At 47.6% G+C, this 18,006-nt stretch carries 14 protein-coding genes; 6 read left to right on the top strand and 8 right to left on the bottom strand.

All coding sequences use genetic code 11. The annotated features are described in order from the left end of the window. Positions 1-312 precede the first annotated feature (312 nt). A complete protein-coding gene (gene metH / locus L876_RS0106770) occupies positions 313-4,038 on the top strand; it encodes a methionine synthase (RefSeq protein ID WP_028763108.1) in 3,726 nt (1,241 codons plus the stop codon). Positions 4,039-4,454: 416 nt separating this feature from the next. Further along, positions 4,455-5,117: an SDR family NAD(P)-dependent oxidoreductase gene (locus tag L876_RS0106760; RefSeq protein WP_028763107.1), complete on the top strand. Its 663-nt coding sequence runs from the start codon at positions 4,455-4,457 to the stop codon at positions 5,115-5,117. Between the two features lie 77 nt (positions 5,118-5,194). Here L876_RS0106760 and L876_RS0106755 read toward each other — a convergent pair whose 3' ends face one another. The 6 genes from L876_RS0106755 to L876_RS0106730 form a co-directional block, all read right to left on the bottom strand. After that, entirely contained in the window at positions 5,195-5,563 is a 369-nt protein-coding gene (locus L876_RS0106755) for a response regulator (RefSeq protein ID WP_028763106.1), read from the bottom strand. A gap of 168 nt (positions 5,564-5,731) precedes the next feature. Further along, positions 5,732-7,213 (bottom strand): protein adenylyltransferase SelO, encoded by a 1,482-nt coding sequence (locus tag L876_RS0106750; RefSeq protein ID WP_028763105.1) that lies wholly within the window; start codon positions 7,211-7,213, stop codon positions 5,732-5,734. Positions 7,214-7,376: 163 nt separating this feature from the next. After that, on the bottom strand, positions 7,377-7,688 hold the full coding sequence (locus L876_RS0106745; RefSeq protein ID WP_028763104.1) for a ribbon-helix-helix domain-containing protein: 312 nt from the start codon (positions 7,686-7,688) through the stop codon (positions 7,377-7,379). 86 nt (positions 7,689-7,774) lie between these two features. Then, positions 7,775-8,332 carry a DJ-1/PfpI family protein gene (locus L876_RS0106740; protein WP_028763103.1) on the bottom strand — a complete coding sequence of 186 codons (558 nt, stop codon included), beginning with the start codon at positions 8,330-8,332 and terminating at the stop codon, positions 7,775-7,777. Between the two features lie 145 nt (positions 8,333-8,477). After that, positions 8,478-9,560, bottom strand: coding sequence for a rhomboid family intramembrane serine protease (locus L876_RS0106735; protein WP_028763102.1), 1,083 nt, complete (start codon positions 9,558-9,560; stop codon positions 8,478-8,480). A gap of 66 nt (positions 9,561-9,626) precedes the next feature. Next, entirely contained in the window at positions 9,627-10,214 is a 588-nt protein-coding gene (locus L876_RS0106730; RefSeq protein ID WP_028763101.1) for a hypothetical protein, read from the bottom strand. Between the two features lie 302 nt (positions 10,215-10,516). On the opposite strand from L876_RS0106730, the gene L876_RS0106725 reads away from it, so the two are divergent. Further along, positions 10,517-11,368: a pirin family protein gene (locus L876_RS0106725; RefSeq protein ID WP_028763100.1), complete on the top strand. Its 852-nt coding sequence runs from the start codon at positions 10,517-10,519 to the stop codon at positions 11,366-11,368. A 212-nt stretch (positions 11,369-11,580) separates the two neighbouring features. Beyond that, entirely contained in the window at positions 11,581-13,053 is a 1,473-nt protein-coding gene (nhaD, locus tag L876_RS0106720) for a sodium:proton antiporter NhaD (RefSeq protein WP_028763099.1), read from the top strand. A gap of 109 nt (positions 13,054-13,162) precedes the next feature. On the opposite strand, the gene L876_RS0106715 is transcribed toward nhaD, so the two are convergent. Then, positions 13,163-14,545, bottom strand: coding sequence for a Na+/H+ antiporter NhaC family protein (locus L876_RS0106715; RefSeq protein ID WP_028763098.1), 1,383 nt, complete (start codon positions 14,543-14,545; stop codon positions 13,163-13,165). An 881-nt stretch (positions 14,546-15,426) separates the two neighbouring features. On the opposite strand from L876_RS0106715, the gene rihA reads away from it, so the two are divergent. Next, positions 15,427-16,419, top strand: coding sequence for a pyrimidine-specific ribonucleoside hydrolase RihA (rihA, locus tag L876_RS0106710; RefSeq protein WP_051412985.1), 993 nt, complete (start codon positions 15,427-15,429; stop codon positions 16,417-16,419). Positions 16,420-16,474: 55 nt separating this feature from the next. Beyond that, on the top strand, positions 16,475-17,395 hold the full coding sequence (rbsK, locus tag L876_RS0106705; protein WP_028763096.1) for a ribokinase: 921 nt from the start codon (positions 16,475-16,477) through the stop codon (positions 17,393-17,395). Positions 17,396-17,401: 6 nt separating this feature from the next. On the opposite strand, the gene L876_RS0106700 is transcribed toward rbsK, so the two are convergent. Continuing rightward, a complete protein-coding gene (locus L876_RS0106700) occupies positions 17,402-17,923 on the bottom strand; it encodes a hypothetical protein (RefSeq protein ID WP_028763095.1) in 522 nt (173 codons plus the stop codon). Positions 17,924-18,006 lie beyond the last annotated feature (83 nt).

Here is an 18,006-nt window from a genome sequence, read left to right as displayed (position 1 = left end):
CCAATTGAGCTTTTGATGAAAAATAAAATATTCACAATATAATCAGTATGTTTTTAAGCGTAGCAGCCACACATCGACACCGTTCCCCCCATAACAACTCACCAAAACATGAGGCACTGGCGCAGATACGCAGGCTTATAACAAGCCTAGGTTTATCATGCGCAAAGGTTATACTGTTTTGACTTGCCCTAAGCGTAATAAGTCGCTTATTATAGACGTCTATACGTTTATACATCCAAAAATAGAAAGCGTTAAAGTATCCTTATTACACTGTAAATTAAGCAGTGAGTTAGTTGAAATAGGTAGAATTTTATGGCGACCCGTACCCCTGTTAATCATGTTAGACAGATAGCACCGCAGATCCTTGAGCAGCTCAAATCACAAATTTTGATCCTCGACGGCGCAATGGGCACCATGATCCAAGATCATAAGCTTGAAGAGGCCGATTTCCGCGGCGTACGTTTCAAAGACTGGCCCAGCGATGTCAAAGGTAATAACGATCTACTGGTGCTGACGCAACCTGAAATCATCAAGGGTATCCATAAAGAGTACCTACTTGCTGGTGCCGATATCATCGAGACCAACACCTTTAACGCCACGCGTATCGCCATGGCTGACTATGACATGCAGGAGTTATCGGCCGAAATTAACCTTGAAGGTGCAAGGCTTGCCCGCGCCGCAGCTGATGAAGTCAGCACAGAAACGGGACGTCCCTGTTATGTTGCCGGCGTCCTTGGCCCGACCAACCGTACCTGTTCTATAAGCCCTGATGTCAATGACCCAGGCTACCGAAATGTCAGCTTTGACGAACTAGTTGAGGCCTATATCGAATCGATTGAAGCACTGATTGAGGGTGGCTCAGATATCATCATGGTTGAAACCATTTTTGATACTCTCAACGCCAAAGCCGCACTGTTTGCCGTTGAAACCGTATTTGATGAAATCGGTCTGCGTTTACCTATCATGATCTCAGGCACCATTACCGATGCCTCAGGCCGCACCCTAACCGGACAAACCACTGAGGCGTTTTACAACTCACTGCGCCACGTCAAACCGCTTTCAATCGGTCTTAACTGTGCCTTGGGCCCGCAAGAGCTCAGTCCCTATGTGCAAGAGTTATCCAAAATTGCAGAATGCTATGTCTCCGCGCACCCTAACGCAGGTTTGCCAAACGAATTTGGTGGCTATGATGAAAGCCCCGACGAGATGGCAGAGGTCATTGCCGAATGGGCTCAAGAGGGCTTTCTTAACATCATTGGCGGCTGCTGTGGTACCACGCCAGCTCATATAAAAGTAATTCGAGACGCGGTCATTTCACATCAAGCACGTGCACTGCCCGATATTCCAGTGGCTTGCCGCCTATCGGGACTTGAGCCGCTGACTATAGATGCCAGCTCGCTGTTTGTTAACGTGGGTGAGCGAACCAACGTCACTGGCTCGGCCAAATTTTTACGCCTGATTAAAACAGGGGAATACGACGAAGCGCTTTCAGTTGCCCGTGAACAGGTAGAAAACGGCGCGCAAATCATCGACATCAATATGGATGAAGGCATGCTAGATGGCGTCGAGGTGATGCAGAAGTTCCTCAACCTTATCGCCTCTGAGCCAGATATCAGCCGAGTGCCGATTATGATCGACTCCTCTAAGTGGGAGGTGATTGAAGCAGGATTAAAATGCATTCAAGGTAAAGGTATCGTTAACTCTATCTCCCTAAAAGAGGGTGAAGAGAGTTTTATTAAGCAAGCCAAGCTGGTTAAACGCTATGGCGCAGCCGCCATCATCATGGCATTCGATGAAAAAGGTCAGGCCGATACAAAAGCACGTAAAGTTGAGATCTGTACTCGCGCCTATAATGTATTGGTCCACAAGGTGGGGTTCCCCCCTGAAGATATCATCTTCGATCCTAATATTTTTGCCATCGCCACCGGTATCGACGAGCATGACAACTACGCCGTCGACTTTATCGAAGCAACAGCCGAGATCAAACGCACCTTGCCCCATGCCATGATCTCTGGCGGTGTATCAAATGTGTCGTTCTCCTTCCGTGGTAACAACCCTGTCCGAGAGGCCATTCATGCGGTATTTCTCTATCATGCCATTCAAGCTGGCATGGATATGGGTATTGTTAACGCTGGTCAACTTGCCATCTATGATGACATCGACGCCGAACTGAAAGAGAAAGTCGAGGCCATTGTACAAAACCTAGCCTGCCCCGTGGCCGACAGCTCCAACACCGAATTACTGCTAGAAGTCGCGGAGAAATTCCGTGGCGATGGCGGACAAGTGGCTAAGAAAGAGGATTTAGAATGGCGCAGCTGGGCAGTGAGCAAACGTCTAGCTCATGCCCTAGTTAAAGGCATTACCGACTATATCGATGAAGACACCGAAGAAGCCAGACAACAAGCGACACGGCCACTGGATGTGATTGAAGGCCCACTCATGGATGGCATGAATGTGGTCGGCGATCTATTTGGATCAGGTAAAATGTTCCTGCCCCAAGTGGTAAAATCCGCCCGTGTAATGAAGAAAGCAGTGGCTTACTTAAACCCCTACATTGAGCTAGAGAAAGTCGAAGGTCAGTCTAACGGTAAGATCTTAATGGTCACCGTAAAAGGCGACGTACACGACATAGGTAAGAATATCGTTGGCGTGGTGCTGGCTTGTAACGGCTATGAGGTGATCGACTTAGGGGTGATGGTGCCCGTTGAGAAGATTATTGAAGTCGCCAAGGCGGAGAATGTCGATATCATCGGCATGTCAGGATTGATCACGCCCAGTCTCGACGAAATGGTGCATAACGTTAAAGCCTTCCATAAAGCTGGGCTTACCATCCCCTCAATCATTGGCGGTGCGACCTGCTCTAAAATTCATACCGCAGTAAAAATTGCGCCCCATGCTCCAACCGGAGCCATCTATATCGCCGACGCGTCACGGGCCGTGCCTATGGTATCAAAGCTGATCAGCAATGAGACACGCCAAGCCACTATCGATGCCACCTATGATGAATACCAGATAATGCGCGACAAGCGTAACTCGCAAGAGAAACGCAAACAGATCACCTCGCTGCAAGCCGCACGTGACAACCGCTGTCAACACGATTGGGCCAACTACACACCATGTGTACCTAATCAGCTTGGACGTCAGGTGTTTGATGACTACCCATTGGAAGACTTAGTCGAGCGTATCGACTGGACCCCTTTCTTCCGTAGCTGGGAACTGCATGGCCATTTCCCTAAAATCTTGGAAGACAAGGTCGTCGGTGAAGAAGCTCGCAAACTATTTGCCGATGGCAAAGCCATGCTTAAGCAGATCATTGATGAAAAATGGCTTACCGCCAAAGCGGTTATCGGCCTGTTCCCCGCCAATACCGTTAACCACGATGATATTGAGCTCTATACCGATGAAAGCCGCAGCGAACTTGAGTTGACCACCCATCATCTACGCATGCAAATAGAAAGAGTGGGTAACGACAACTTCTGCCTAGCTGATTTTGTCGCCCCTAAAGACTCTGGCGTTGCCGACTACATGGGCGGTTTTGCCGTCACCGCGGGCCATGGTATTGACGAGCATATTGCCCGTTTCGAAGCCAACCACGATGACTACAATGCCATCATGCTCAAATGTTTAGCCGACCGTCTAGCCGAAGCGTTCGCCGAGCGTATGCATGAGCGAGTCCGTAAGGAGTTCTGGGGCTATGCCGCTGATGAAGCACTCGACAACGAGGCCCTAATTCGCGAAAAGTACAAGGGCATACGCCCAGCACCGGGTTACCCAGCTTGCCCAGATCACACCGAAAAGGGCTTGCTATGGGACCTGCTCAAGCCAGATGAAACTATTGGACTTAATATCACCGAAAGCTACGCCATGTTCCCCACCGCTGCGGTGTCGGGTTGGTACTTTGCCCACCCACAATCACGCTACTTTGGTGTGACCAATATCGGTCGCGATCAGGTGGAAGATTATGCCGCACGTAAAGGAATGAGTATTGAGGAAACCGAACGCTGGTTAGCGCCAGTATTGGATTATGACCCAGAGTAAGAAGTGATTCTGATTATTCAGGAGCGACCTTACGCTAACGCGGTCTAAGTCTGTCTTACGACCGATAAAATCGTGGAAGTCCATTCCACATTGGGGCAAGAAGGGGGATCAACAGCCCTCTCTTGCATCTCCCCATGCCACCCATAACGAAGTTACATGTATGAGTTAGGCTCCTCATACTCCCATAAAAATCGCAAACGGCTCAAACAGGGCTTACCTGCCCCTCCGAGCCTTAGCCATCAGCTATGATGGTTATACAGCACTTTTATCTACGTATTTCGACAACTTCGATGGGGAATGTTGTTATTTCTAACTGCCACGATTTATCTCGATCACAAGCCTGAGCATCAAACTGAACAGAACCATCATATTGAGGCATAATAGCCAAAAACAGAGCATTAAAATCGGGTATAAACATGATATTAATTACTGGCGCCAGCAGTGGCTTAGGTGCGGCATTAGCAGCCTTGTATGCACAAGATGGCCAAACGGTTGTGATCACCGGACGCGACCAGACACGTCTACAACAAATCAGTAATGGTGCCACAAATATCCAAGCCATCGCAGCCGATTTAAGCAGTGAAACCAGCGTGATCTCCTTACTCAATAAAGTCCCCCAGCAACCCAGTAGTGTGATTCACTGTGCGGGCAGTGGTTATTTTGGCCCCATCGAAAACCAAACTGCCGATGAGATAACAAAACTGCTCAACAACAATGTTACTTCTACCATCTTACTAGTGCGAGAACTGGTAAAACGCTATAGAGATCAAGAGGTCAACCTAGTGATAGTGATGTCTACCGCAGCACTGGCAGCCAAAGCAGGCGAGTCCACCTACTGCGCGGCTAAATGGGCGGTGCGCGGCTTTATCGAGTCCATACGGCTTGAGTTAAAAGACGCTCCCATGAAACTTATCGCCGTATACCCCGGCGGCATGGACACAGGCTTTTGGCCCAGTAGCGGTAAGGTGCTCGACACCTCAAGCTTTATGTCGGCCGATGAAGCTGCAGGGATGTTGAAGCAAGCGTTAGTGGCCACTGAACATGGCTATATTGCAGATATCACGATTCAGCGCGGCTAACGCTTTAGCGTTAGACATTGTATAGAGTCGCATCAAACACCGTCGGATTTATGCCCCGACGGTACTTATTAACAAACTTAAGCAGCTAGATACTGATCCAACATTGCTTGTATTGCATTGGGCTGAATAGGCTTAGTTAAATAGTCATCGGCACCCAATTTGAGGGCAAACTCTTTATCCGACTCCTCAACGAGTGAGCTGATCACAATTACTGGGATAGTTGCGGTTGAATTATCACTCTTCAGATGCTTAATAACCTGATAGCCATTGATATTGGGCATAGTGATATCGAGTAAAATCAGGTTTGGCCGCATAGCGGTCAGCACCTCAATCGCACCACTGCCAGAATTGGCTGAAGCCACCTCATAATCATCCCCTAAGATGGCCAATAGCACGCCAGTGCAAACAGGGTCATCATCAATAACCAAAATCTTTGCTTTGTCCATCTACACCTCGGTAAGCGATTGTCATGATTTAAATTGTGTATATTGTAACCAAGTTAAAGGCAAATGCCAGTTAGTCGTGATCACGTACAAACGTATGACTTAAGATGGCCTGCATTAGTTCCAAGGCTTTCCCATTAATGCCACCAACTCAGCTGGAACACACACCACTTAGGTACCGCAATAGCTCACAAATGGACCGAAACTCGCTGGAGCAGGCCCTGCATACGCTTCTGCACCTTTTTGTTCGGTATAGGGGCTCGCCAATATCGCAGTTAGTTTTTCAAAAGGCTGATAATCACCGCGCTGAGCGGCCTCAATGGCAGCTTCAACTTGATGGTTGCGCGCAATATAGAGTGGATTAACTGCGTTCATCTGCACAACTCGCTCTGAAATCGATAATTGCTCTGTAGCCAGTCGCGCCAACCAAGATTGACGCCATTGGTTAAATTTCTCACCATGGCTAAACAGGTTTTCACTCTCATTAGCCCCCGTTTCAAGGTCGGTAGCTAATTGGCGAAACAGCATAGTAAAATCGACCTGCTCTCCCTCCATAGACTCAAACAGTTGCTCTGCTAACGCCTCATCGCCTTGCTCTTGTGTCGTGAGGCCTAGCTTGGCACGCATGCCCGTGATCCAGTGATGCTTAAACTGTGGCCAAAAATCGGTCACTGCCTGCGTTGCTTTCTCTATCGCCACACTCTGCTCATCATCAATCAGCGGTAACAAAGTCTCAGCTAAACGTGCCAGGTTCCATTGGCCAATAACCGGTTGATTATTATAAGCGTAGCGCCCTTCTCTATCGATAGAGCTAAACAGTGCATAAGAGGCATAATCGTCCATAAATGCACAGGGGCCGTAATCAATGGTTTCACCGCTGATGGTCATATTGTCGGTATTCATGACGCCATGCACAAACCCTACCAGCAACCATTTGGCGATCAGTTCAGCCTGCTTATCGCGAACGGCACAAAGAAAGTCTAAATACACTTGCTGGCTTTGTTGCACTTCAGGATAGTGGCGTGCAATGGCATAGTCAGCCAGTTGCTTGACCTTGTCTTGATCCCCCTGCGCTGCAACGTATTGAAAAGTTCCGACCCGCAGATGACTCGACGCCATACGTGTTAGTACCGCCCCAGGTAACTGTTGATTATCCCGTAAAATCGTTTCTCCCGTAGTCACCGCAGCCAATGCCCTAGTGGTCGGAATATTCAGCGCATACATCGCTTCGCTGACAATATACTCTCTTAGCACCGCACCAATCACAGCTTTGCCGTCACCGCCACGAGAAAACTGTGTCGGACCAGAACCTTTTAATTGCAGATCCAAACGTTGACCCGAGCTGTCGAGTACCTCGCCCAATAGCAGGGCTCGGCCATCCCCTAGCTGCGGGTTGTAGCCGCCAAACTGATGCCCAGCATAAACCTGTGCCAACGGCGCACTCCCCTGCGGGGCGTGACCACCGGATAATGCGGTTGCCAACAAAGAGGGCTCACTTTGAGTTAACCCTATCTGCTTAGCCAAGGAGGTATTTAGCTTAACCAACGCAGGGGTTGGTGCGGCGTCACCTAGGCAGGCAACATAAAAACCTTCAAGCTGATTGGCATAGCTATTATCAAAGTTTAAGCCAAGATCGATAGGCGTCTGTGTCATGAGGATATCCGTCGTCAAGAAAGTACATCGAGAATCAATGCCCTCTACTGTATACCATTCAGTATAAGAAAGAGACGGTAATTTGCTGATGAAACACTAAGCTAAACCCGCACAAACAAAGGGGATTAAGCATATTCCCCCCCAAAAAACGCTATCTGTTCGCTTAGGTTGTGAGTGACTCAAGATCTGATATCGGCTGAGCGAGGACAAGGCGCGTGCCTTGGTTTAAGTACGTGGTACAGGCGACTCTTAACAGCGACGAGAAATTACTCATTTGCCGATTTTTGAGCAGCACTTCACGGTAAATACGGGTTAGGAACTCAGCAATCGTCAACTCCGCTTCATCAGCGATCTGTTGCAGAATTTGCCAAAACACGGCCTCTAAACGAATGCTAGTCACAACGCCATCTATGCGAATAGAGCGCGTTTTAAGGGCAAATAGTTCAGGTTCGGCACCGGAATAGATCTCACACATGATTTTCTCCCCGCTTATTACAGAGGCCTAGCCTGAACTTATTTGCGCGCCGAGGCAATTAGACCTTCATCGCCTGTATGATGGTATTACAGCAATGCATTAAATTGCGCTAACCAAGCCGGATGCGCTGGCCACGCAGGCGCGGTCACCAAGTTGCCGTCAGTGATGGCTTCTGTCACCGCAATATCACAATACTCGCCACCCGCTTGGCTCACTTCGGGGGCGCAAGCAGGATAAGCTGATACTCGCTTACCTTTGACAACATTTGCCGCAGTGAGAATTTGAGCACCATGACACACTGCTGCTATCGGCTTATTGCTGTCGGCAAAAGCCTGTACGAGCTCTATTACCGTGGCATTTAACCGCAAGTATTCTGGCGATCGGCCACCCGGTATGAGTAACCCATCAAAATCTGTTGCTGACACCTCAGCAAAGGCACCATTTAGACTAAAAAGATGCCCAGGCTTTTCTGTGTAGGTCTGGTCACCTTCAAAATCGTGGATTGCGGTCTTCACTGTTTCACCAGCCATTTTATCTGGACACACTACAGTCACTTGATGCCCCACCATCTGCAACGCCTGAAACGGCACCATTAACTCGTAATCTTCGACAAAATCACCCGCAATAATGAGTACGTTAGCCATCATTCACTCCCTGTCAGTTAAATACTATCCAAGCTACTTTACCCACCAGCGATGACACGAGGTAATAGCCCATTACTACAAGGCAAACTACAAGCACAAAAAAGCGCCCACAGGCGCTTTCAACCACTATCGATTTAGTCAGCCATTAGCGAGCGATTTTAACTTCAGGTTCATTCAACATGGCCAACAAGGGATTGCTCGCCATTACTTGCGACTTCATCGTGACACCAAGCACTAAGCCAGTAACGAAGCCACCGATATGCGCCCAGTAAGCAACACCTTGTCCCGCAGTGACCAAGCCTAGAATATTAAAGCCTAACCAGATGGCAAAAAATGCCATTGGGCTAAGTTTCTTTTGGTAAATGACAAACATGAAGGTGAGGCTCGCATGACGAAACCACACCAGGTACATACCAAATAGCCCTGCAATTGCGCCGCTGGCACCCACCATATAGATACTCGATGTTGGGTCTGCGGCTATTTGCGTTGCTGCTGCCGCTATACCACATAGCAGATACCAACCCAGAAAACGCATCCGTCCCAGTGCATCTTCAAGGTTGTCCCCCACTACATATAAAAAGTACATGTTGCCTGCTAGATGCATCAAATCACCATGAAGAAACATGTGACTGAACAATGACCAAGGATGATGGCCCGCCAACAGATCGCTCGACTGCATAGCAAACTGTTCAAATACCCAATCGGTATTATCGCCGTTAAAGCCATACCCCATAAAGATCAAAATATTGAGTGCCAGCAGTAAATAGGTAACAAGGGGGCGCGTTTTAGGTTTGATATTGAACTCTATTGGCATCTGCGACAGAAATTGAAACACCCAAGTCTTTACGCTGATCTTGGCATCGAGGTCGGCCAGAAGCTGCTTAACTAAAGGCGATTGCACCACTTTTTGTCTCTCATGCTCATCAATCCAGATACCACTACATTGATGGCAGACATCCACCTCAATCTGGTAACCATCCATCAGGTGATAGTGTTCCATGGTGCAATCACAATGATGACAGCGGCGTGCCGATGCCCCCAAATGTTGGCCTAAGGTCTCCTCAATTCTGACCTTATCATTACCATTATCAGCGGTTGATAGTGCGCCATTTAACTCGCCGTTTTCAAACCACATACCACCACAGGTTTGGCAGTTATCGACCTCTTCACCATGAAAATCATAGACCTTCATTACTCCCTTATGGCAACCTGGACAACTCATTGTCATCGATTTAAGTCCTTTTACTCTGTGATGGTTAATATTATGCTTGTACGCTTTTTTGTAGCCAAACCATTACTCCACATAAATCTCATGGCGCTTCAACTCATTCGCTAACGCACTGTAGTTAGCTTTCAAGGCCGGTAAGGTGTTTTCGCTCACCTCTTGCGTCAATGCTTTAAGCAAACCGCCTCCATATTTAGCGCCGTACACGCGCGCCTCAACCTTACTCACTATCTCAGAGGCTTGCATATAAAAGCGGCGAGTATCAGACAAAATTTGTGACGGCGTCTCTAACGTATTGGGTGAGTAACGCATATTATCCCACACAAAGTTTGCCATGGTCGGGTGGTGACTCTTGATATCGTAAGGCGCTTTACCTGAAATAAAATCCGCATAGTCATTGATAATGCTGACGTTGTCATTAAGCTCATCATATAGCGCGTGGCGTAGATAGTAGTTGTTTTGCTTGTTAGTCAAATTGTCAAATGTGATCGCCTGTGACAAGCCCTCTTGCGCCGCCAAATAAACGCCGACAATGGTAGCGATAATCATAAATACTTGGCTAATCCAAAAACTGGTTTTGACCAACTCACGATTATCCAGTTGTGGAAAACGTTTCACTGGCGCACTGGCCGCGCTCTGTTGCGAATTGATATCCATATCGTGCAATACTCCTTTTGTTGCACAGCCTATTGAGTTTTGCCCCCTTCTAGCCCCATCAGGGATGAGCTGTCTATCATTGAGCGCTCGCGGATACTAACACAAGCCAATAAACCGTCGCAAAAACAATAGTTAAAACCAATATCCTCGACTAAATATGGGTAACAATATCATTCGATTTAATCGAAAGGTATGAGTAGTTTTTAGCTATTTTTGTTCACCTATCAAGTCGCTATGCTAGAGATTGGCCATGAATCAGCCATTAATATCTGACTTACTATTTCTGCTCAAAGGAGTGCTTAATGCACGTTATTAGTCAATTTAACGCGAGACCCGCTATGGATGGTGATGGCGTAAACATTCATCGTGTGGCCGACTTTTTAAATACTAAGTTCGATCCTTTCTTAATGCTCGATGAGATAAAATCCGATGATGAGCAAGATTTTATCGGTGGCTTCCCCCCTCACCCACACCGTGGCATAGAGACATTCACTTATATCCGTAAAGGGGGATTTGAACACAGAGATCAACTGGGGAATGTCAAAGCGATTCGTGCAACCGATACGCAATGGATGAGCACGGGCAGCGGCGTGGTGCATTCAGAAATGCCATTGGCCGATGCTACCGATGGCCTGCATGGCTTTCAAATTTGGGTCAATATGCCCGCCAAAGAGAAGATGCGCCCAGCCATCTATCAAGATAGCACCGAAGAGGGAAACCCTGAGTCACGCAATCAATCGGGTGCCACGTTACGGGCATTAGCGGGTAATTGGCGTTTTGTCGGCGAGCACAGCATTTGTGCGCCTATCCAAGGGCTTGCTGGTGATGCGATGATCGCAGACCTCATGTTAGCCGCAAACGGAAAAGCGGAGTTAAACCTCGCCCATCGCGACTTTGTCGCTGTCTACATCTACCAAGGCAACTTAGTCACGGCACCTCACGCACAGTCGTTTAACCAAGGACAATATTTGGTGTTAGATAGCCAAAGCCTTGTTGTCCTCAATGCAGGTAATGAGGGCGCTGGACTGCTTATTTTTGCAGGTAACCCTATCAGGGAGAAGATTGTTCACATGGGCCCATTTGTCATGAACACTCAAACTGAAATAGAGCAAGCCGTACGCGACTATCAAGCGGGACGTTTTGGCGAAATTTAACCTGTCATGAACTATCGACAGCCGCGGTACTCCTAGCTGCAACAAGACAAATTTATTACCACTTTGTAGGTAAATCGTTATTTACAATGTGGTTTTTAACAACATTTTTGTGACTTAGACGATGCTAATGCACATAAACTTGAGGCGCATCAACATTTGAGTGGTGACTGCTGTGGTAATTTCTGATCAGTTTCTAACACAGAGAACACTTGATGAACGCACTTCGGCACACTCTAGGTAACTCAGCGAGTCGACTTACCGCGCTGATTTTACTCCTAACAACGCTATTCACACCGGCAGTTTTTGCCAGCACCGCTGTTGCAAGCCAGACCTTGGATTTAACCGCGACCGCAGCGGGCTACGTCGCCTTAGTGGTATTTGTACTCGCCTATGTACTGGTTATGGGTGAAGAAGTACTCCATCTACGCAAGTCCAAACCCGTACTGGTGGCAGCTGGGATTATCTGGGGCATTATTGGCTTTATCTATATGCAACATGGCATGTCAGCGTTGTCAGAGGCGGCTTTTAAACACAACTTGCTTGAATACGCTGAGTTACTGTTGTTTCTCTTAGTCGCAATGACCTATATCAACGCCATGGAAGAACGTAAACTGTTCGACGCATTACGTGCCTGGATGGTAGGACGCGGCTTTAGTTTACGAACGGTATTTTGGCTGACTGGCTTTATGGCATTTTTCATCTCCCCCATCGCAGATAACCTCACCACAGCCCTATTGATGTGTGCCGTCGTCATGAAAGTGGGCGGCGACAATAAGAAGTTTATTGGCCTTGCCTGTATCAATATTGTCATTGCGGCCAACGCTGGCGGTGCCTTTAGCCCCTTTGGCGATATCACCACCTTGATGGTATGGCAAAAAGGGGTGGTGCACTTTGAGCAATTTATCGACTTGTTTATCCCCTCTCTGGTTAACTACTTAGTGCCTGCTGCGATCATGAACTGCTTTATCAAGAACACAGTGCAACATACTGAAGAGGAAGCGGTGATAATGAAACGCGGTGCTCGTCGTGTCGTTCTTTTGTTCTTACTCACCATAGCAACAGCCGTTTGCACTCACACCTTTTTAGGTTTACCTCCGGTACTTGGCATGATGACAGGTTTGGGTTTCTTGCAGTTTTTCGGTTTCTATCTGCGAAAAAGCTTCTCAAAAGCAGTGCTTAAGGCCCGTGAAAAAGCGGAGCGCGAAAACAACATTAAACGCCTAGAACAACTGGGTAACGTGGTGCCCTTTGATGTCTTTAGCCGTATTGCTCGCGCTGAGTGGGACACACTCCTGTTTTTCTATGGCGTGGTATTATGCGTTGGCGGTCTGGGGTTTATGGGTTATTTAAGCTTGGTTTCTGAAGCCATGTATACCCATTGGGATACCACCTATGCCAACATTGCCGTGGGAGTGCTCTCTGCTATTGTCGATAATATTCCAGTGATGTTTGCAGTACTCACCATGAACCCAGATATGGGCCTGGGACAATGGTTATTAGTGACCCTTACCGCAGGCGTTGGGGGGAGTTTGCTCTCTATCGGCAGTGCAGCTGGCGTCGCATTAATGGGTCAAGCACGCGGTATCTATACCTTTGCAGCCCACCTAAAATGGACCCCAGTGATTGCCTTAGGTTATATCGCCAGTATCTTGGTTCACCTATGGTTAAACGCAGCGCTATTCTAACGTCTGATAAATTTTAGAAAATTAAGCCCTATCGCTTAATAAAAAAGGGCGTCGAATTGACCCTTCGACGCCCTTTTCATCACTTAGCCATCTGCCCACTATCAGTTAATCAAGCCAGCCATAAGAAACCCACAAAGGTCGCTCCTGCCGCAATTAAGGCATAGGGTAACTGTGTCACGGCATGACTCACCAAGTTACAACCAGAGCCTTGAGCCGCTAGCACAGTAGAATCAGAGTAGAAACACGCCTGACTACCAAAAGAGGATGCCGACAACAGCGCACCAATCACTAATGGAATGTTAGCGTCAACCGCTTGCGCCAGAGGCATCACAATAGGAATTGAAACCGCAAAGATACCCCAGCTAGATCCGGTGGCAAACGCCAATATCGACATAGCTAAAAACACCACGGCAGGCAACAGTTGCGGCGTCATAAACGGACTGAGATTATCAATAACATATTGCGGCAACATTAGTTTGTCGCACACATCTTTAAACACAAAGGCGGCAATCACGGTACCAATGGCTGGCAACATGGCTTTAAAGCCATCAATCATCTGCTCCATCACCTCTGATAACGGCATCAGGCGCTGCACACCATAGTAAGGTAAAGTTATCGCTAAGGTGGCTATAAGACCTTTCAATACATCAATATCGAAATAAACCGTAAAGCCAACCAAAAGGATAATTGGCACAAAAAAATTGTGCAGCTGACCTAAGTTGTCCGCGTGCTTAAACTCATCTTCAATCGCTTTTAGCGCGTATTCATCAGAAGTTTGTACCTCATCAAGATCTGTCCTCGCTAATGCAGGCTCACCTTGAGCGGCAGCTTGTTGTGCACGCTTCATTGGCCCAAAAGCAGGCACAATACCTAAGATGACCAACAACACCATAGCCACTGCAAGCCAAGCGTAAAGCATATAGGGGATCGCTGACATATAAACCGCAATCCCTTGGCCTTCGCCGGCAATACCATTGTCGACCAAGAGGCCGCCAAAGAAAACCGCCCACGTAGAGAGAGGGACTAAGACACAGATAGGTGCAGCAGTAGAGTCCACCACATAGGCTAGCATTTCACGGGAGACCTTGAACTTATCCGTGACTCTTTGCATTGTCGAACCAACGGTTAACGCATTGAGGTAGTCGTCGATAAAAATCACCACGCCCAATATAAAGGTCATAAACAGCGACGACTTAGGCCCCTTAGCCAACTTGAGCGCATGACGACCAAATGCCATTGAGCCACCGGTTTTAACCAGCAATGCGATTAAGGCACCAAACCCACCACAAACCAAGATCAACCAACCTATGGTTTCATCGGCCATAACAGATAGGGAAATATCAGAAAAGTTACCTAATACTTCTGTGGGTTGGTACATCACCAAGCCAACTAGGGCACCAATAACTAACGATAGGATTGGACGGCGTAGCCAGATGGCTAACACCAAAACCACCAAAGGTGGGATAAGACTTAAGGCTGTCGGTTCAGACATGCGATAAGGTCCTTCTTAAATTGAGCCTTTTGGGCTAACTAATTTACTCGGCGTAACACTGTATATGGCATCACGCTTAATTGCTGCTTTTCATGGACATACCACCAGTCATATTTAAACAGACTGATGCCATCTATTGCACCTTAGTAAAAACATCGGCGGCAAAATAATCTGCAATGACCTTTGAGTCAATAATTAATAATTAACTTATCATAAAAAAGTCATTAACGGACTTAAGTAAAAACTTAACCTTATGAAAAGTATTAATATAATAATTTTTTAATGCAATGTTAAAAAAGCAACCACCTATTGATTATTCAGATAATATGCGTAGATAGGTGATACTTGGCATGAGTAAAAGCAGGAAAAGGCTTTTCCTTGCCTTATACCAATCAGTATAAAGTTCTGATCGCTCAGCGAGCATTTAACGCGTCTGAGGCAAGGCTCTTAATTGCTCCTAGGCTCTAGCATCCTAGGTAACCGCTCCATGCGTGAGCCTACCTCCTAAATCCCTTTAGTCTTGCTTCGCCCTATATCCCTTTAGTCGTGCATCAAGGGCATTCACAAGGTTCCTATTGATTGCAACGAGTGAGGAGCAGTGTCGTTCTAGATTTAAGCTCGTTAACACTGCATCGGGTGCGCTAAAACTGACTTTTTGAGCGTGCTTTTTACCTGCCAACTCCTGCGTTGAATAGCCTCACAAGGGAGCCACCATTCTATCAGCTATTCGCCTTGTACTCGTTGCCAAAAACACGTTGAGTCGATCACATTCTTGTACTGATTGGTGTTACAGCGTCTTCAATCACAATTTCTCTCACCAAAGATGACAAGTCTAAATAGCGTGCTACTCTGCAAAAGGTGTCAATCAATGGAGTATGACCATGACAAGTTCTAGTGCCACCACTAATCCAACAACGGCAATTAAACCTTTAGCATCTGCACGGCCGATAATTCTTGACTGCGATCCCGGTCATGATGATGCAATCTCTCTTATTCTCGCGCTAAGCAGCGACCAACTCAATCCGCTAGCGGTAACGACCAGCGCAGGGAATCAAACCCCTGACAAAACGCTAAATAATGCACTGCGTATACTCACGCTGCTCAACCGCAGCGATATTCCGGTCGCCGGCGGCGCCATTAAGCCGTTAGCCAGAGAGTTGATTATTGCCAACAACGTTCATGGCGAGACTGGCTTAGATGGTCCTAAGCTACCCGATCCCACTTTTGCCCCAGTAAGTGAAAATGCCATCGAATTGATAGCACAAAAAGTGCGTCAAAGTAGCGAACCTGTCACGCTAATTCCGTCAGGCCCGCTGACCAATATCGCGCTGTTTTTGGCAAATTATCCTGAGCTTCACAGTAAAATTGATCGCATAGTCTTGATGGGAGGTGCCGCTGGCGTAGGCAACTGGACACCTGCTGCCGAATTTAATATCTTTGTTGATCCTGAAGCCGCCGATATGGTGTTCAAATCCGGCATTGCAATCACCATGTGCGGCCTAGATGTGACCCATCAAGCACAGATCATGGATGAAGATATTGAGCGCATTCGTCAAATTCAAAATCCTGTGGCGCAGTGTGTCGCAGGGTTATTAGATTTCTTTATGATCTACCATAGAGATCCTAAGTGGGGCTTTACTGGCGCGCCTTTGCATGACCCCTGCACTATCGCTTGGTTGTTAAAACCAGAACTGTTTACCAGTATCGAATGCGCCGTCAGCGTCGAAACCAAAGGCGAACACACTCAAGGCATGACGGTGGTGGACCGCTATCAACTCAGTGGACAGCCAGCCAATGCCACAGTGCTATTTGATATTGATAGACAAGGCTTTGTTGACCTAATCGTTGAGTGTTTAACCGCCTATAACCAATAATGGCAATCGCTATGAGGAGGGGCTTCCCCTCCTTTTTATCGGGAAAGAAGAGATCATGAGTAGACTGTTAATTGTGGGCAGCGCCAACGCCGATCACGTGATGAATTTTGAGTTTCTGCCAGCAGCCGGGCAAACGCTAATGAGCCAAAACTATCGCTTGGAACATGGTGGTAAAGGTGCAAACCAGGCCGTGGCTGTGGCACGTTTATGCCAAGAGCATACTCGAGTCGATTTCATCTGCCATGTGGGCGACGATACCATTGGCGATGCGCTATCTAATGCTTGGCTCAGTGATGGTATTTGCGAAGATGGGGTCACAAAGAAGGCTGGACAAGCAACAGGTACAGCAATGATTTTTGTCGGTAAGAATGGCGAAAACATGATTGGCGTTTCGGCGGGAGCGAACGCCTCATTAACCCCTGAAGCATTAGGCTATCATCAACACCTTCTTCGCAAAGCTGACTGGCTCTTAGTGCAACTAGAAACACCGGGGCCGACTGTGCTTAGCGCGCTAACCTTAGCCAAAGAAAATGGCACAAACACCATACTCAACCCAGCCCCTGCTAGTGTCATAGGCAAAGACCTGCTGCGTTTAGTCGATATCATAACCCCCAATGAAACCGAAGCAGAGGCGATAACGGGGATTGAGGTCACTGACGCCTCCAGTGCAAAGCTAGCCGCACAGATGTTACATCAGTTAGGCCCCAAAACTGTCATCATTACGTTAGGTAAACAGGGAGCCTACCTCAGCCATGATGGTTTCGAAGGCATCATCCCAGGTATAGCAGTTGACCCCGTCGACACTGTGGCCGCAGGTGACACCTTTAATGGTGGCCTAATGGTCGCCTTGAGTGAAGGTTTAGCAATGACAGATGCCGTCAAATTTGCCCATCAAGCGGCTGCCATTACCGTCACGCGTTTTGGTGCACGACGCTCAATTCCCTATCGCCATGAATTGAGTACAGCAAGCCTGTAAATAACACTAGCCTTGCTCGCGGCAAGTCAGCAGCAGTTGTTGAAAGTGGGCGCCGAGATCCTCTGATGCCCACTGACCACCCGACTGCGCCAACTGATCAAGGGTTTGCAAGGCTTGATCTAAGCCTTGCTGGTCGACTAACGCTTTGCCATAAGCCGCCAAGTCAGCACCTTGTTGCACAAGATTAATCACCTGTTCGATACTAACGTCTTGCTCCATGGTGCCTTGGAGCTGGCTCATCAAATCGGTAATTTGCGCCGACTCCACCAACGCGCCCTCTACGCTGACGAGCTGGCCAAGCGGGTCATCGCTGAGCCGATTAGCCACGCATGCAGAAATCGATCCTGCCTGTGCGCTGCGAGCAACAACATCGATCCCCTGAGTGCGGATCTGTTCAATCACGCTTTTAAGCTGTTGATCTTGTTCAAGCCATGCCTGCTCTATTTTTGCCTTGTCATCACCAATAAAACCACAGGCAGACAGTGACAACAGTGCCGTTCCCACCACGATTTGAGGTATTTTTTTCATCGATTATGACTCCTTTACAACGCGATATCTTAAGGTAAAAGAGACTATAGCAAGCGTTAGTTAAATGATAATTAATTTTATTG

Origin of the sequence: Shewanella colwelliana ATCC 39565 (assembly GCF_000518705.1) — a bacterium.
In the GTDB taxonomy this organism is placed as follows: Bacteria; Pseudomonadota; Gammaproteobacteria; order Enterobacterales; family Shewanellaceae; genus Shewanella; species Shewanella colwelliana.
The sequence above is the reverse complement of the archived record's forward strand: the minus strand, read 5'-3'. Positions and strand labels throughout refer to the sequence as shown.

Bases quoted from the DNA above. Each gene is read 5' to 3' on its own strand.
- rihA (WP_051412985.1), top strand. From the start codon at position 15,427: ATGACAAGTTCTAGTGCCACCACTAATCCAACAACGGCAATTAAACCT.
- metH (WP_028763108.1), top strand. From the start codon at position 313: ATGGCGACCCGTACCCCTGTTAATCATGTTAGACAGATAGCACCGCAG.
- L876_RS0106700 (WP_028763095.1), bottom strand. From the start codon at position 17,923: ATGAAAAAAATACCTCAAATCGTGGTGGGAACGGCACTGTTGTCACTG.
- L876_RS0106730 (WP_028763101.1), bottom strand. From the start codon at position 10,214: ATGGATATCAATTCGCAACAGAGCGCGGCCAGTGCGCCAGTGAAACGT.
- L876_RS0106715 (WP_028763098.1), bottom strand. From the start codon at position 14,545: ATGTCTGAACCGACAGCCTTAAGTCTTATCCCACCTTTGGTGGTTTTG.
- L876_RS0106755 (WP_028763106.1), bottom strand. From the start codon at position 5,563: ATGGACAAAGCAAAGATTTTGGTTATTGATGATGACCCTGTTTGCACT.
- rbsK (WP_028763096.1), top strand. From the start codon at position 16,475: ATGAGTAGACTGTTAATTGTGGGCAGCGCCAACGCCGATCACGTGATG.
- L876_RS0106735 (WP_028763102.1), bottom strand. From the start codon at position 9,560: ATGACAATGAGTTGTCCAGGTTGCCATAAGGGAGTAATGAAGGTCTAT.
- L876_RS0106750 (WP_028763105.1), bottom strand. From the start codon at position 7,213: ATGACACAGACGCCTATCGATCTTGGCTTAAACTTTGATAATAGCTAT.
- L876_RS0106760 (WP_028763107.1), top strand. From the start codon at position 4,455: ATGATATTAATTACTGGCGCCAGCAGTGGCTTAGGTGCGGCATTAGCA.
- L876_RS0106740 (WP_028763103.1), bottom strand. From the start codon at position 8,332: ATGGCTAACGTACTCATTATTGCGGGTGATTTTGTCGAAGATTACGAG.
- nhaD (WP_028763099.1), top strand. From the start codon at position 11,581: ATGAACGCACTTCGGCACACTCTAGGTAACTCAGCGAGTCGACTTACC.
- L876_RS0106745 (WP_028763104.1), bottom strand. From the start codon at position 7,688: ATGTGTGAGATCTATTCCGGTGCCGAACCTGAACTATTTGCCCTTAAA.
- L876_RS0106725 (WP_028763100.1), top strand. From the start codon at position 10,517: ATGCACGTTATTAGTCAATTTAACGCGAGACCCGCTATGGATGGTGAT.